This is a genomic window from Pantoea sp. X-Soil-TKNS-1279 (assembly GCF_059730565.1).
In genome coordinates this window covers 2981710-2995512 of the sequence record NZ_AP035948.1, presented here as the reverse complement: position 1 = coordinate 2995512, position 13803 = coordinate 2981710, and the positions used below count along the sequence as shown (strand labels likewise).

11 protein-coding genes are annotated in these 13803 nt (G+C 54.7%); 7 read left to right on the top strand and 4 right to left on the bottom strand.

What is annotated here, in order from left to right; genetic code table 11:
- Positions 1 to 46 precede the first annotated feature (46 nt).
- The 5 genes from nuoM (at position 47) to AC6I8N_RS13945 (ending at position 6129) form a co-directional block, all read left to right on the top strand.
- Positions 47 to 1567, top strand: a complete 1521-nt coding sequence (nuoM, locus tag AC6I8N_RS13965; RefSeq protein ID WP_208723919.1) for an NADH-quinone oxidoreductase subunit M — start codon at positions 47 to 49, stop codon at positions 1565 to 1567.
- Between the two features lie 6 nt (positions 1568 to 1573).
- A complete protein-coding gene (nuoN, locus tag AC6I8N_RS13960; RefSeq protein WP_021185067.1) occupies positions 1574 to 3031 on the top strand; it encodes an NADH-quinone oxidoreductase subunit NuoN in 1458 nt (485 codons plus the stop codon).
- A 122-nt stretch (positions 3032 to 3153) separates the two neighbouring features.
- The gene (locus tag AC6I8N_RS13955) at positions 3154 to 4500 is read left to right on the top strand and encodes an HdeD family acid-resistance protein (RefSeq protein ID WP_208723920.1); all 1347 of its coding nucleotides are present in this window, start codon (positions 3154 to 3156) and stop codon (positions 4498 to 4500) included.
- Complete coding sequence (locus tag AC6I8N_RS13950; protein ID WP_497829312.1) at positions 4497 to 5609, top strand: MFS transporter; 1113 nt, start codon at positions 4497 to 4499, stop codon at positions 5607 to 5609. The genes AC6I8N_RS13955 and AC6I8N_RS13950 overlap by 4 nt, the downstream gene beginning before the upstream one ends.
- 61 nt (positions 5610 to 5670) lie before the next feature.
- Positions 5671 to 6129, top strand: a complete 459-nt coding sequence (locus AC6I8N_RS13945) for a GNAT family N-acetyltransferase (protein WP_021185064.1) — start codon at positions 5671 to 5673, stop codon at positions 6127 to 6129.
- Between the two features lie 50 nt (positions 6130 to 6179).
- Here AC6I8N_RS13945 and AC6I8N_RS13940 read toward each other — a convergent pair whose 3' ends face one another.
- The gene (locus tag AC6I8N_RS13940; RefSeq protein ID WP_208723922.1) at positions 6180 to 7838 is read right to left on the bottom strand and encodes a glucan biosynthesis protein D; all 1659 of its coding nucleotides are present in this window, start codon (positions 7836 to 7838) and stop codon (positions 6180 to 6182) included.
- Between the two features lie 285 nt (positions 7839 to 8123).
- Here AC6I8N_RS13940 and elaB point away from each other — a divergent pair, with 285 nt between their 5' ends.
- Entirely contained in the window at positions 8124 to 8432 is a 309-nt protein-coding gene (gene elaB, locus AC6I8N_RS13935; protein WP_013509869.1) for a stress response protein ElaB, read from the top strand.
- Between the two features lie 125 nt (positions 8433 to 8557).
- Entirely contained in the window at positions 8558 to 9754 is a 1197-nt protein-coding gene (locus tag AC6I8N_RS13930) for a nicotinamide mononucleotide deamidase-related protein YfaY (RefSeq protein WP_497829311.1), read from the top strand.
- An 82-nt stretch (positions 9755 to 9836) separates the two neighbouring features.
- Here AC6I8N_RS13930 and yfaE read toward each other — a convergent pair whose 3' ends face one another.
- Genes yfaE through nrdA form a run of 3 tightly spaced genes read right to left on the bottom strand, consistent with a single transcriptional unit; the run spans position 9837 to position 13558 of the window.
- A complete protein-coding gene (gene yfaE, locus AC6I8N_RS13925; RefSeq protein ID WP_021185061.1) occupies positions 9837 to 10097 on the bottom strand; it encodes a class I ribonucleotide reductase maintenance protein YfaE in 261 nt (86 codons plus the stop codon).
- Positions 10098 to 10099: 2 nt separating this feature from the next.
- A complete protein-coding gene (nrdB, locus tag AC6I8N_RS13920) occupies positions 10100 to 11230 on the bottom strand; it encodes a class Ia ribonucleoside-diphosphate reductase subunit beta (protein ID WP_021185060.1) in 1131 nt (376 codons plus the stop codon).
- A 42-nt stretch (positions 11231 to 11272) separates the two neighbouring features.
- Complete coding sequence (gene nrdA / locus AC6I8N_RS13915; RefSeq protein WP_021185059.1) at positions 11273 to 13558, bottom strand: class 1a ribonucleoside-diphosphate reductase subunit alpha; 2286 nt, start codon at positions 13556 to 13558, stop codon at positions 11273 to 11275.
- Positions 13559 to 13803 lie beyond the last annotated feature (245 nt).

Sequence of the window (13803 nt, the reverse complement as noted above, 5' to 3'; positions counted from 1 at the left end):
GAAAGTAAAAATTGCCTGATAAAGGCAGAAAAAAGGGAAGTATGCCGTGTTATTACCTTGGCTAATAATCATACCTTTTCTCGGTGGCTTGCTGTGCTGGCTGGCTGAGCGCCTTGGCGCGAAGGTGCCGCGTTGGATAGCCCTGATCACTATGGCACTGACGCTGGTGATTTCGTTGCAACTCTGGTTGCAGGGTGGCTATTCACTGACGCAGGCGGCTGGCATGCCGCAGTGGCAATCCACCTTCTCCGTACCGTGGATTCCGCGTTTTGGCATCAATTTCCATCTGGCGATTGATGGTCTGTCGCTGCTGATGGTGGTGCTGACCGGTCTGCTCGGCCTGATGGCGGTGCTCTGTTCGTGGAATGAAATTGAGAAGTATCAGGGCTTTTTCCACCTCAACCTGATGTGGATCCTCGGTGGCGTGATTGGTGTGTTCCTCTCCATCGACATGTTCCTGTTCTTCTTCTTCTGGGAAATGATGCTGGTGCCGATGTACTTCCTCATCGCGCTCTGGGGTCACAAAGCGTCAGACGGTAAAACCCGTATCACGGCAGCGACCAAGTTCTTCATCTACACCCAGGCATCCGGTCTGGTGATGCTGATTGCTATCCTGGCGCTGGTGTTTGTGCACTACAACGCGACCGGCGTCTGGACCTTCAGCTACGAAGAGCTGCTGAAAACCCCGATGTCCCACACCGTGGAATATCTGCTGATGCTGGGCTTCTTTATCGCCTTCGCCGTCAAAATGCCGGTGGTGCCGTTACACGGCTGGCTGCCAGATGCGCACAGCCAGGCACCTACCGCAGGTTCGGTTGACCTCGCCGGGATTCTGTTGAAAACCGCAGCCTATGGTCTGCTGCGTTTCAGCCTGCCGTTGTTCCCGCACGCGTCGGCAGAATTTGCTCCGATTGCCATGTGGCTCGGCGTGATTGGTATCTTTTACGGTGCCTGGATGGCGTTCGCGCAGACCGATATCAAACGTCTGATCGCTTATACCTCCATTTCGCACATGGGCTTTGTGCTGATTGCCATCTACACCGGCAGCCAGTTGGCGTTCCAGGGTGCGGTGGTACAGATGATTGCCCACGGCCTGTCCGCCGCGGCGCTGTTTATCCTGTGCGGCCAACTTTATGAACGCCTGCATACCCGTGATATGCGTCAGATGGGTGGCCTGTGGTCACGTATCAAATGGATTCCGGGCCTGTCGTTGTTCTTTGCCGTGGCTAACCTCGGGATGCCGGGCACCGGTAACTTTGCCGGGGAATTTATGATTCTGACTGGCAGCTTCCAGGTGGTGCCGGTGATTATCGTGATTGCCACCTTTGGTCTGGTATTTGCCTCGGTGTACTCGCTGGTGATGATGCAGCGCGCGTACTACGGCGAAGCCAAATCACAGGCCCCACTGCCAGGGATGTCACCGCGTGAGTTCATTATGATTATGGTTTTGGTGGTGTTGCTGGTTCTGCTGGGGGTTTATCCGCAGCCGATTCTTGATACCTCCCATGCTGCAATGAGCAATATTCAGCAGTGGTTTACCGCTTCAATTTCAACTACAAGGCCGTAATTCGCCATGACAATAACTCCTCAACAATTGATCGCGTTACTGCCGCTGTTGATCGTCGGATTGACGGTGGTGGTTGTGATGCTGTCCATTGCATGGCGACGCAACCATTTTGTAAATGCCACGCTGACGGTCATTGGTCTTAACCTGGCGCTGCTTTCTCTGTGGTTTGTTGCCCATGTCGGGGCAATGGATGTGACGCCGATGCTGCGCGTTGATGGTTACTCCATCTTCTACACCGGACTGGTGATGCTGGCGAGTCTGGCGACTTGTACTTTCGCCTACCCGTGGCTGGCCGGTTTCCCGGACAACAAGGATGAGTTCTATCTGCTGGTGCTGATTGCCGCGCTGGGCGGTATTGTGCTGGCCAGCGCTAACCATCTGTCGGCGCTGTTCATCGGTATTGAACTGCTGTCTCTGCCGCTGTTTGGTTTGATTGGTTACGCCTTCCGCCAGAAACGTTCGCTGGAAGCGGCACTGAAATACACCATCCTGTCAGCCGCAGCCTCATCGTTCCTGTTGTTTGGTATCGCATTGATTTACGCGGATTCCGGCAGCCTGAGCTTTGTGCAGTTGGGTAAAAGCTTGAATGACAGCATGATGCAGCAGCCGCTGCTGCTGGTCGGCCTCGGGATGATGATTATCGGTCTTGGCTTCAAACTGTCGCTGGTGCCGTTCCATCTGTGGACGCCGGATGTCTATCAAGGCGCACCCGCTCCGGTATCCACTTTCCTTGCGACTGCCAGCAAAATCGCTATCTTTGGCGTGATCATGCGTCTGTTCATGTACGCGCCGGTGACCGACAGCGAAGCGGTACGTACCGTGTTGGGTGTGATTGCCTTTGTTTCGATTCTGTTCGGTAACCTGATGGCGATTTCGCAGAGCAACATCAAACGTCTGCTCGGTTACTCCTCCATCGCTCACCTCGGTTATCTGCTGGTGGCGTTGATTGCGGTGAAAACGCATCAGCTGTCGCTGGAAACCGCTGGCGTCTATCTGGCCGGTTACCTGTTCAGCAGCCTTGGCGCGTTCGGTGTGGTCAGCCTGATGTCCAGCCCTTACCGTGGCCCGGATGCCGATACTCTGTACTCCTACCGTGGCCTGTTCTGGCATCGTCCGATTCTGTCGGCGGTGATGACCATCATGATGCTGTCACTGGCCGGTATCCCGATGACACTGGGCTTTATTGGTAAGTTCTACGTGATCGCTTCCGGTGTGAACGCCCATCTGTGGTGGCTGACGGGTGCGGTGGTGGCAGGTAGCGCCATCGGCCTGTACTACTATCTGCGCGTGACTGTCAGCCTGTACCTCAGCCCGCCAGAGCTGCATACCCGCGATACGCCAGCGAATTGGGCATTCACCGCCGGTGGTGTGGTGGTACTGATTTCCGCGATTCTGGTGTTGCTGCTGGGGGTTTATCCGCAGCCGCTAATCACGCTGGTACAGATGGCTCAGCCGCTGATGTAACCTTCGTGTTGTTGCTTCAGACAAATCAGGCCTGCGGGCCTGATTTTTTTTGCCCGCTATCTGACAATTTTGCCGCGTATTGCTAGTTTTTAAGCAGTGTTCACTCGTCGCGCAGAGGCCTTGTGATCAAGTTGATATTTTTGCTCACCGGTGCTCAGGTGATCCGCAGACGCTGGTACTGGCTGGCTTTAGTGGGTTCGGCCTTGCTGATTTTGTCTGCATTAATCCTCTATGACATCAGTAGCGACGGCCTGCTTTCGGTGCCGCTGGATCTGCTGGCGATATTTTTTATCATCGAAGGTCTGGTGCAGATGACATTCGCGTTTATCCGCGAAATGCGTATTGACGGGCTGACCCTGCTGAAAGCGCTGGGATTATGGTTTATCGGTTTTCTGATCCTCAATATTCCCCAGGACAACAATGATGTTTCGGCGGTGCTGTTTGGCATCGCGTTTATGGTCGATGGCCTGTTTCGTATTGCTGCAGCTGTGGTATTGCGTGGCTGGCGCTGGCGTAAGCAGTGCCTGACCGGGGTTGTCGAGTGGTTTATCAGCATTCTGATCCTCAGCGACTGGCCGTTTCATCATCATATCGCCGTGCCCTTATGTTTCGCGTTGTTGTTGCTGAGTATCGGCACCACGCTGCTACAAATGGCGCGACAGGCGAATTTGTTGACGGATAACAGCACCGTCACCACGCTACCGCTGTTTAAAGTCGGGGGATTGCGACAATGGCACAGCAGCCAATACGTCCATCCGCCATTTCCCCACCGACCACCCACTCAGCCATTGAAAGTCTATGTCTGGACCCCATTGGGATCAGGCAGGCTGCGCGAGAGTTACCAGCTAATCAATCGTTATATTGCCGCCGTCGATCAACATGGCGTGATATCAACCGGCCATGCGGCGATGGAAGCAGGCGAGGATCTGTATATCAGCCACTATCCGCTGGATGATATTGATCGCGACAGCAGTAACTTCCGCGCGGTGCTGCGTTCCGGGGAACACAATGATGTAGCCGGACGTTTCCTTGCCTCCCTTACGCTGGAGGTCGCTGACTGGTGCGCCCCTGATAAACAAATTCTGTTTACCCATTATAATTTCAAGGCATTACATAATTTCTGGCACAGTTACCGCCTGGACAGTACCTACAACCTGACCGCGCGCAACTGTTCTTCCGCCGTGATTCAGGCATTAGATGTCGCGATTGAGGGCGTCCTCGCCAGAAAACCCTATGCCGGATTGCGACTGTTCAGCGATCCCAACTTTTGGTTATTGGGGGTCGTACGCGGCAGGGCGGAGGAGATGACCTGGACGCCTGGCCTGGTGCTGGATTATGTCCGGTTGCTGCACCGTGTCATTGAGCCACAGCCCAGCTCGCTCTGGCCGGTTCGTTTGTGGCGTAGCCTGTGCTTACGCCATGCGTTATGGCAGCAAAAACGGACGCCATCGCGCAGTGTGATCAAATGACGCGAAACAGCGTAATGATCCTTGTCGCGATCACTATCTTTGGTCTGACTTATGGTTTAAGCGCACCACTGATTGCACTCAGGCTCTCGGCGGCTGGCTATAGTGAAACGCTGATTGGCATCAATGCGGCAATGCATGCGGCAGGTGTGCTGATTATCGCCCCTGCCTTGCCAGCACTTTGCCGCCGTTTTTCGCCGCAAGCATTGCTGATCACCGCACTGCTGGCCTCAATGCTGCTGTTAATCTTTTTTCCTTTGTTACCCATTGCCAGCAGCTTCTTGTTGCGATTGCTGCTCGGTATGGCTTCCGAAGTGATTCTGGTGGTCACGGAAACCTGGCTCAATCAACAATGCGTGGAAAGCAATCGCGCGAAGATGTTGGCAACCTACACCGCGATGTTATCGGCAGGGTTTGCGCTTGGTCCTTTTATCTTGACCTTGCAGGGCAGCGGGGATGGCGCGTTTATTACCGGGGCCGCCTTGTCTGCCATTGCCGCGCTGGCGCTGCTCGGCAGCGGTAAACTGCGTTTCAGTGCGGAACAGGGGGTGTCACGGAGTTTCTCACGCTGGTTGCGATTGTTACCTCTGGCACTGTCGGCGACCATCCTCAACGCGGCTCTTGAAGCGGCTGGTATGAATCTGCTGGCACTTTACGCCATCAATCTTGGCTGGTCTGAAGCGCAGGCAACATCCTTAATCACCATTTTACTGGTCGGTGCAATCCTGTTGCAGTTGCCGATCGGTTGGCTGGCCGATCGTATGGATCGCCATCATCTGATTGTCTGGCTGGCTGCGTTGTCGACCCTGGGGGCGCTTGCCTGGCCGCTGGCGTTGCAATCGTTGTGGCTGGCGCGGTTGCTGTTGTTCTGCTGGGGCGGGGTATTTGTCGGCATTTATACGGTGATCATCACGCTGGTGGGGCAGCGCTTTCAGGGGGCGGAACTGGCGGCAGCCTATGCGGTGCTGTCGGTGGCGTGGGGTATTGGCGCCTTTGTTGGCCCGGCATTGGGGGGATTAGCGATGTCACTCACGCTGCATGGCCTGCCGTGGATGGCGGCGCTATTGTGCGCCTTCTTTACCGGTTTCGCCTTACAACAACGACGTTGTTGATTTATTTTTCGGCTTCATAAAACCTGCGCGATAAATCGCGCCGCTATGGAAGGAAATGATCATGGATATTAACTGGCTGGATATTCATCACCGCGATTTAACGGTGCCACAACTTTATGCGTTGCTGGCGTTGCGCAGTGAAGTCTTTGTAGTGGAACAAAATTGTCCCTATCTCGATGTCGATGGACAGGATCTGGTAGCGGAAAATCGCCATCTACTGGGCATGCTGGGTGACGAATTGGTGGCGTATGCACGTATTTTATCGCCTACTGATGCGCAAAGTCCGGTGAAGATTGGGCGGGTGATTGTTTCCAGTCGCGCCAGGGGAATCAATCTCGGCAATCGCTTGATGACGCAGGCTTTGCAGAGCTGCCAGCAGCACTGGCCGCAGCATTCGCCGTTCCTCTCAGCGCAGGCGCATCTGCAATCGTTCTATGCCGGGCATGGCTTTGTGGCGGTGAGTGATATCTATCTCGAAGACGATATCCCGCATATTGATATGTCGCGCACAACTTCGTAGCGGCGCGATTGCCAAAAAATAATGGCGAGGTTCTCACCTCGCCATGTTTATCAGCCCGGCGTCATCTGCCGATCGTCAACGTATTTACGCTGATCCGGCGCTGGCGGGAAGTATTGATACAGCCAGGTTTCGCTCAGTGTCTCGTCTTTGGTACGCAGGAACAGACGCATATCCACCGGCTTAGTGGAATCGCTGTTGGGGTACCAGTCAAACAGAATGCGGTAGCCATCGATCGGCTCCACATACAAAATCTCGACCTGCTTGATGGTGCCCGCTGACACGGTAATCACCGGTTCGATCCCCTTCGGTGCAGCGGCTTTGAGATCGCCCCCGACGAAATCGATGGCAAAGCGACGGCTCCACTGCTCCGGGAAGTGCTCGCCTGGCGCCCAACCTTCCGGGAAACCGCCAATGCCGGTGCGGGTGGCATCCACACGCGCCAGACCGCTGCGAACCGGTGGCAAGCCGCTCCAGTAAAGTTTGTACTGGAAGTTGAACTCGCTACCGGCTTTCACCGGTTTTTCCGGTTGCCAGAAGCACACCACGTTATCCAGCGTTTCGCCGGTGGTGGGGATTTCCATCAGGTTGATGGCCCCTTTGCCCCATTTGCCAATCGGCTCAACCCACAGGCTTGGGCGTTTGTCGTACCAGCCAATCACATCCTGATAATCCTTAAAGTCGTGATTGAGCTGCAACAGACCAAAACCGCGCGGGTTCTCATCCTGATAAGCGTTGAACTGCAAACGCTGCGGGTTGTTCAGCGGGCGGGCAATCCATTCACCGTTGCCGGTCCACATTGCCAGACGGTCAGAGTCGTGGATTTGCGGGTGGTAGGTGTTGCACATGCGGCGTTCGTTGGTGCCACAGCTAAACATACTGGTCATCGGCGCGATACCCAACTGACGGATATCATTGCGGGCAAACAGGTGGTTTTCCACCTCCATCACCACGCGTTTGGCTTCGCAGTGGATGGTGAATTTATACGCACCGGTCACGCTGGCACCGTCCAGCAGGGCATACACCACAAAGGTGGTGTCTTCGGCTTTCGGGGTTTCAAACCAGAAGGCGGTGAAATCCGGGAATTCTTCATGACCGTTGCTGAAGGTGTTCACCGCTACGCCACGGGCGGACAGACCGTACTGGTAGGTTTCATCCACGGCGCGGAAGTAGCTGGCACCGAGGAAAGAGACGATGTCGCGGCGCGCCAGTTCCGGTTTCTTAAAGGCGCGGAAACCGGCAAAGCCGAGATCGGTTTTGCCAACCAGTTGTTTGGTATCAACGTTGGCATCGTTGTAGTTAAACAACTCCGGGCGGAAGTGGATTTCACGCGCTTCACGGCTGGCGGCATCCACGGAGAACATCTGGATACGGCGTTTAAAACCCATACCAACATGGAAGAATTGTACATCCAGTTCGCGGTTGGGGATGTTGTTCCACAGCGAATGGTTGGCGTCATACTGAATGGCGTTATAGGCCTGTGGCGTCAGATTGGCCAGGGTGTCCGGTAGCGGGCCTGGCGCGCCGCCCCAGGGTTGCTTCGCCAGTGCGGCAGCTTTCTTTTTCAGTACATCGAAATCGAAGCGAACCGCAGTACCGTCGGCAATGCCATCTGCGGCCCAGGCGGACTGTGCAAACAGCGTGGACAGACCCGTCATACCACTCAGGGCAGAGAGGGCCATGGACGCTTTCATAAACTTTCTACGATTCATGCCAGAAATCTAATCCTTAGCTGCTCGGGTTTAAGGTGACTGCCGTGCATCATGCACGCATTTCAGACCTGATAGCGTCAGGCTACAGGGGGTTACGACAGTCGCCGAATGAAAAAATTCAGTCCGAAGAAATTTATCAGATAAATCATAGAAGCGAAGCAGATTTCATATCTTTACCCTTTGCCGACGAAACTCGGGCGATTCCTGGCCGTTGCTTGCCCCGAACGGGCGTTTAGTGACTATAGTTAACCGACAGGTAAGTTAAATACATGGAGGAACTACGTAATGTCATCCACCGATCAATTTGAAACCCGTCTTGATGATGATTTGGCTTTGCTGACCGAAACGCTGGAAGAGGTGTTGCGTTCGTCCGGCGATCCGGCCGATCAAAAATATATCGAACTGAAAAGCAAAGCGGAGCAGGCGCTGGAAGAGGTGAAGTCTCGCGTCAGCCAGGCGTCCGACAGTTACTACTATCGGGCAAAAAAAGCTGCTTACCGTGCCGATGAGTATGTGCACGACAAACCCTGGCAGGGCATTGGTATTGGTGCCGCCGCCGGTCTGTTCTTAGGATTGCTGCTGGCCCGCCGCTAATCATTATCGGGCGCGTACCCATCGCGCCCGTCCTCCCCCTGAAATACCCCAAACCGCATCGACAGCGATTGTGTTTCTCTCGCCCGCTTTCTACATTAAACCGACAGGGATAAAGGAGAATAAACGTGATACGAGTTGAAATGCTCTCGACGGGCGATGAAGTGTTACACGGGCAGATTGTCGATACCAACGCCGCCTGGCTGGCTGATGTGTTATTCCAACATGGCTTACCCATGACCAGCCGCAGCACAGTAGGCGATGCACTGCCATCGCTGGTGGAGGCGCTACAGAGCCGTAGCAAGGTTGCTGATGTGCTGATTGTGAATGGTGGCCTCGGCCCGACCAGTGATGATCTCAGCGCGCTGGCGGCAGCAACCGCCAGCAACAGTCATTTGGTGCTGCATCAGGAGTGGCTGGAAAAGATGGAGGCCTGGTTTGCCGGTCGTGGGCGAGTCATGGCTCCGAGCAACCGTAAACAGGCGGAGATCCCCGCCAATGCGGAATTGATCGATAACCCGGTGGGTACCGCTTGTGGTTTCGCGCTGCAACTCAATCGCTGCTGGATATTCTTCACCCCGGGTGTACCTTCCGAGTTTAAGGTGATGGTGGAGCAGGAGATCCTGCCGCGTCTGAAAGCGCGTTTCGACCTACCCGAACCGCCTCTGTGCCTGCGTCTCACCACTTTCGGGCGCGGAGAAAGTGATATAGCGGCGGAACTGGAGCCGCTAGCCCTGCCGGAAGGCGTAGTGATGGGGTATCGCTCCTCAATGCCAATTATTGAAATTAAACTGACCGGCCCGGCCAGCCAGCGGGTGGCGATGGAACAGGTGTGGCAGCAGGTTAAACTGCTGCTGGCGGAATGCACCATTTTTGAAGGCACAGAAGGATTACCGGCGTGGCTGGCGCAACAACTGGCGGCGCGTGAATTGACGTTGGCCGTGAGTGAATCCTATACCGCCGGATTGCTGCAATGGCAACTGGCATCAGCCGAGGTGCCGTTACGTGCCGGTAATGTGTTGCCGGAACAGACGGAAAGCCTGGAGCAGCAGGTGCAGCGCCTGCGTGAGTTCGCGGCTCAGCAGCAGGCTGAGGTTGGGCTGGCGGTCGGCACGCTACGCGAAGGAGAGGTGGCGATTTCATTGCACACCCCGGAGGCGAGCTGGGGCCAACTGGTGAAGTTCAACCACGGACGCCATAACCGCGAGATCCGCCAGAAAGTGGTGGCGATGATGGCTATGAATATGCTGCGCCGCTGGTTGCATGGCAGCGAAGTCAGCACCGGACACGGCTGGATTGATGTGCTGGAAACGGTGAGGCTCTAGCCAAAACAGGCTCGGTTATAGCGGCGGATTTATCGCGCGGCTTTTTCCGTCAGGCGCACGGATTGCGCGTTAAATCGCGCCGCTACAGCTCGATCTCAATCTCGCCGTTGGCTTTACAGCAGCAGGGCAGAAACTCGCCCTGCTGAATAAACGCCAGCGGTGTCTCGGCGTACTGCACTTCACCTTTCAGCAAACGCATACGGCAAGAACCGCAATAGCCTTCACGACACTGATACTCGACGCAGACATTATGCGCTTCGAGGGTTGCCAGCAGATTGGGATGATCTTCTGCGCACTCCAGTCGGGTGCCGGAGCTACGCAGAATAACAACGGAACGGCTCATACTTAGAGTTGGAAGTCGTTAAAGTCGTCTTCGCCCACTTCCGAGTCAATCTGGCCGACCAGATAGGAACTGACTTCAACTTCCTGCGGTGCCACCTGCACGTTGTCAGACACCAGCCAGCTGTTGATCCACGGAATCGGGTTCGAACGGGTCTGGAATGGCAGGTCAAGACCGACCGCCTGCATACGGATGTTGGTGATGTACTCGATGTACTGGCACAGAATGTCTTTGTTCAGGCCAATCATTGAACCGCCGCTGAACAGATATTCTGCCCACTCTTTTTCCTGTTCGGCTGCTTTCTTGAACAGGTCATAGCATTCGTCACGGCACTCGGCTGCAATCTCTTTCATCTCCGGATCATCTTCGCCAGTACGCATCAGGTTCAGCATATGCTGGGTGCCGGTCAGGTGCAGCGCTTCGTCACGGGCGATCAGACGGATGATTTTGGCGTTACCTTCCATCAGCTCACGCTCGGCAAAGGCAAACGAGCAGGCGAAGCTGACGTAGAAGCGAATCGCTTCCAGCGCGTTGACGCTCATCAGGCAGATGTAGAGTTGTTTCTTCAGTGAACGCAGGTCCACGGTCACGGTTTTACCCGCGACCTGATGGGTGCCTTCACCCAGCAGATGCCAGTAGTTGGTCATCTCAATCAGATCGTCGTAATACTTGGAGATATCCTGCGCACGGGCAAGGATCTGCTCGTTAGTGACGATATCGTCAAACACCAGCGCCGGATCGTTAACGATATTGCGGATGATGTGGGTATAGGAACGTGAGTGGATGGTTTCAGAGAACGCCCAGGTTTCCACCCAGGTTTCCAGCTCCGGGATGGAGATCAGCGGCAGCAGCGCCACGTTCGGGCTACGACCCTGGATCGAGTCCAGCAGCGTCTGATATTTCAGGTTGCTGATAAAAATGTGTTTTTCGTGATCCGGCAGCGCCTGATAGTCGATGCGATCGCGCGACACGTCCACTTCTTCCGGACGCCAGAAGAAGGAGAGCTGCTTCTCAATCAGCTTTTCAAAGATGTCATATTTCTGCTGATCGAAACGGGCAACGTTAACCGACTGACCGAAAAACATCGGCTCTTTCAGTTGGTCATTCTTGGTTTGTGAGAATGTGGTGTAAGCCATAGGGATGTCCAAATGTGGGCGGAGCCGCAGCTCCGCCTCTGATTAAATCTTACAAGCGCCGCTTTCGCAGCCGTCGTCCTGAATGGAGGGGGCCAGATCGTCCTGTGCATCCTCAGCACCGTCACGGGTGTTTTGGTAGTACAGGGTTTTCACGCCAAACTTGTAAGCGGTCAGCAGATCTTTCAGCAGCTGCTTCATCGGTACTTTGCCGTTAGCAAAGCGGCTCGGATCGTAGTTGGTGTTCGACGAAATCGCCTGGTCGATAAACTTCTGCATCACACCAACCAGTTGCAGGTAACCATCGTTAGACGGCATTTCCCACAACAGTTCGTACTGATCCTTCAGACGCTCATACTCCGGCACTACCTGGCGCAGGATACCGTCTTTCGACGCTTTGATACTGATGTGGCCGCGCGGCGGCTCGATGCCATTGGTGGCGTTCGAAATCTGCGATGACGTCTCTGACGGCATCAGCGCCGACAACGTTGAGTTACGCAGACCGTGCGTTTTGATCGACTCACGCAGCGTTTCCCAGTCGAGGTGCAGCGGTTCGTTGCAGATGCTGTCGAGATCCTTTTTATAGGTATCGGTCGGCAGAATGCCCTGCGCATAAGTGGTTTCGTTGAACCACGGGCAGGCACCTTGCTCTTTCGCCAGCTCGTTCGATGCCTTCAGCAGATAGTACTGAATCGCTTCGAAGGTTTTATGCGTCAGGTTGTTGGCGCTGCCATCAGAGTAACGCACGCCGTTTTTCGCCAGGTAGTAGGCGAAGTTAATCACGCCGATACCCAGGGTACGGCGGCCCATCGCACCGCGTTTCGCGGCCGGAATTGGGTAATCCTGATAGTCGAGCAGGGCATCCAGCGCACGTACCGCCAGAATCGCCAGCTCTTCCAGATCGTCGAGGCTATCAATCGCGCCGAGGTTGAACGCTGACAGCGTACACAGGGCGATTTCACCGTTTTCGTCGTTAACGTCGTCCAACGGCTTGGTCGGCAGGGCGATCTCCAGGCACAGGTTGGACTGACGTACCGGCGCGATGGACGGATCAAACGGGCTGTGGGTGTTGCAGTGGTCAACGTTCTGGATGTAGATACGGCCAGTGGAGGCACGTTCCTGCATCATCAGTGAGAACAGATCAACCGCTTTGACACGCTGTTTACGAATGCTGTCGTCTTTTTCGTAAGTGGTGTACAGACGCTCGAACTGGTCCTGATCGGCGAAGAACGCGTCGTACAGGCCCGGTACGTCAGACGGGCTGAACAGGGTGATGTCTTCACCTTTCAGCAGGCGTTGATACATCAACTTGTTGATCTGCACGCCGTAGTCCATATGACGCACGCGGTTGCCTTCAACACCACGGTTGTTTTTCAGCACCAGCAGGCTTTCCACTTCCAGATGCCACATCGGGTAGAACAGGGTAGCGGCACCACCGCGCACACCGCCCTGCGAGCAGGACTTCACGGCGGTCTGGAAGTGTTTGTAGAACGGGATACAGCCGGTATGGAACGCTTCGCCACCACGGATCGGGCTACCCAGCGCACGAATGCGACCGGCGTTGATACCGATACCGGCGCGCTGCGAAACGTATTTCACAATCGCGCTGGAGGTAGCGTTAATGGAATCAAGGCTGTCGCCGCACTCGATCAGCACGCAAGAGCTGAACTGACGGGTCGGGGTACGCACGCCAGACATAATTGGCGTCGGCAGCGAGATTTTGAAGGTCGAGACTGCGTCATAGAAACGTTTGACGTAATCCATACGTGTATCACGCGGATAACCTGAGAACAGGCATGCTGCGACCAGAATGTACAGGAACTGCGCGCTTTCGTAGATTTCACCGCTAACGCGGTTCTGCGCCAGGTATTTACCTTCCAGCTGCTTGACGGCGGCATAGGAGAAGTTCATATCGCGCCAGTGGTCGATAAAACTGTCCATCTGCTCGAACTCTGCTTTGCTGTAGTCTTCCAGCAGATGGCGATCGTATTTGCCCATCTCGACCATTTTAACTACCTGATCGTAAAGCGCTGGTGGCTCAAACTGGCCATAGGCTTTCTTGCGCAGGTGGAAAATCGCCAGGCGTGCGGCAAGGTACTGATAATCCGGGGCATCGCGAGAAATAAGGTCTGCAGCGGCCTTGATGATGGTCTCATGAATATCTGAAGTTCGAATCCCATCATAGAACTGAATGTGGGAACGCAGCTCAACCTGTGACACTGAGACGTTGTTCAGACCTTCGGCTGCCCAGTCCAGTACCCGGTGAATTTTGTCGAGATCAATGCGCTCCTGGCGGCCATCGCGTTTAGTAACGAGCAGACTTTGGTTCATGTCGCGTTTTTACCTTTGCGTGAGTATCCAAAAATTAAAAGAAACCCCGGTTTATACACAGCATATTCATTGTGAATAATGTTGTGGATAAACACTACATCTAGGGGCTGAAGGGGGAAGTCATAACTACATGGAGGCATATTTTAGTATTTTAACGCGGGTTAACAAGAGGAAAAAATGATGTATCGAGGGGTTGTAATTTTTGCGAAATTTCTTAGGCCTTGTCTTATAAGGCCCGACCCCGT

What these genes read in the sequence shown, in the direction of transcription:
- nuoN (WP_021185067.1), top strand. Translation starts at nt 1,574, where the DNA reads ATGACAATAACTCCTCAACAATTGATCGCGTTACTGCCGCTGTTGATC.
- AC6I8N_RS13950 (WP_497829312.1), top strand. Translation starts at nt 4,497, where the DNA reads ATGACGCGAAACAGCGTAATGATCCTTGTCGCGATCACTATCTTTGGT.
- AC6I8N_RS13945 (WP_021185064.1), top strand. Translation starts at nt 5,671, where the DNA reads ATGGATATTAACTGGCTGGATATTCATCACCGCGATTTAACGGTGCCA.
- AC6I8N_RS13940 (WP_208723922.1), bottom strand. Translation starts at nt 7,838, where the DNA reads ATGAATCGTAGAAAGTTTATGAAAGCGTCCATGGCCCTCTCTGCCCTG.
- elaB (WP_013509869.1), top strand. Translation starts at nt 8,124, where the DNA reads ATGTCATCCACCGATCAATTTGAAACCCGTCTTGATGATGATTTGGCT.
- yfaE (WP_021185061.1), bottom strand. Translation starts at nt 10,097, where the DNA reads ATGAGCCGTTCCGTTGTTATTCTGCGTAGCTCCGGCACCCGACTGGAG.
- nrdB (WP_021185060.1), bottom strand. Translation starts at nt 11,230, where the DNA reads ATGGCTTACACCACATTCTCACAAACCAAGAATGACCAACTGAAAGAG.
- nrdA (WP_021185059.1), bottom strand. Translation starts at nt 13,558, where the DNA reads ATGAACCAAAGTCTGCTCGTTACTAAACGCGATGGCCGCCAGGAGCGC.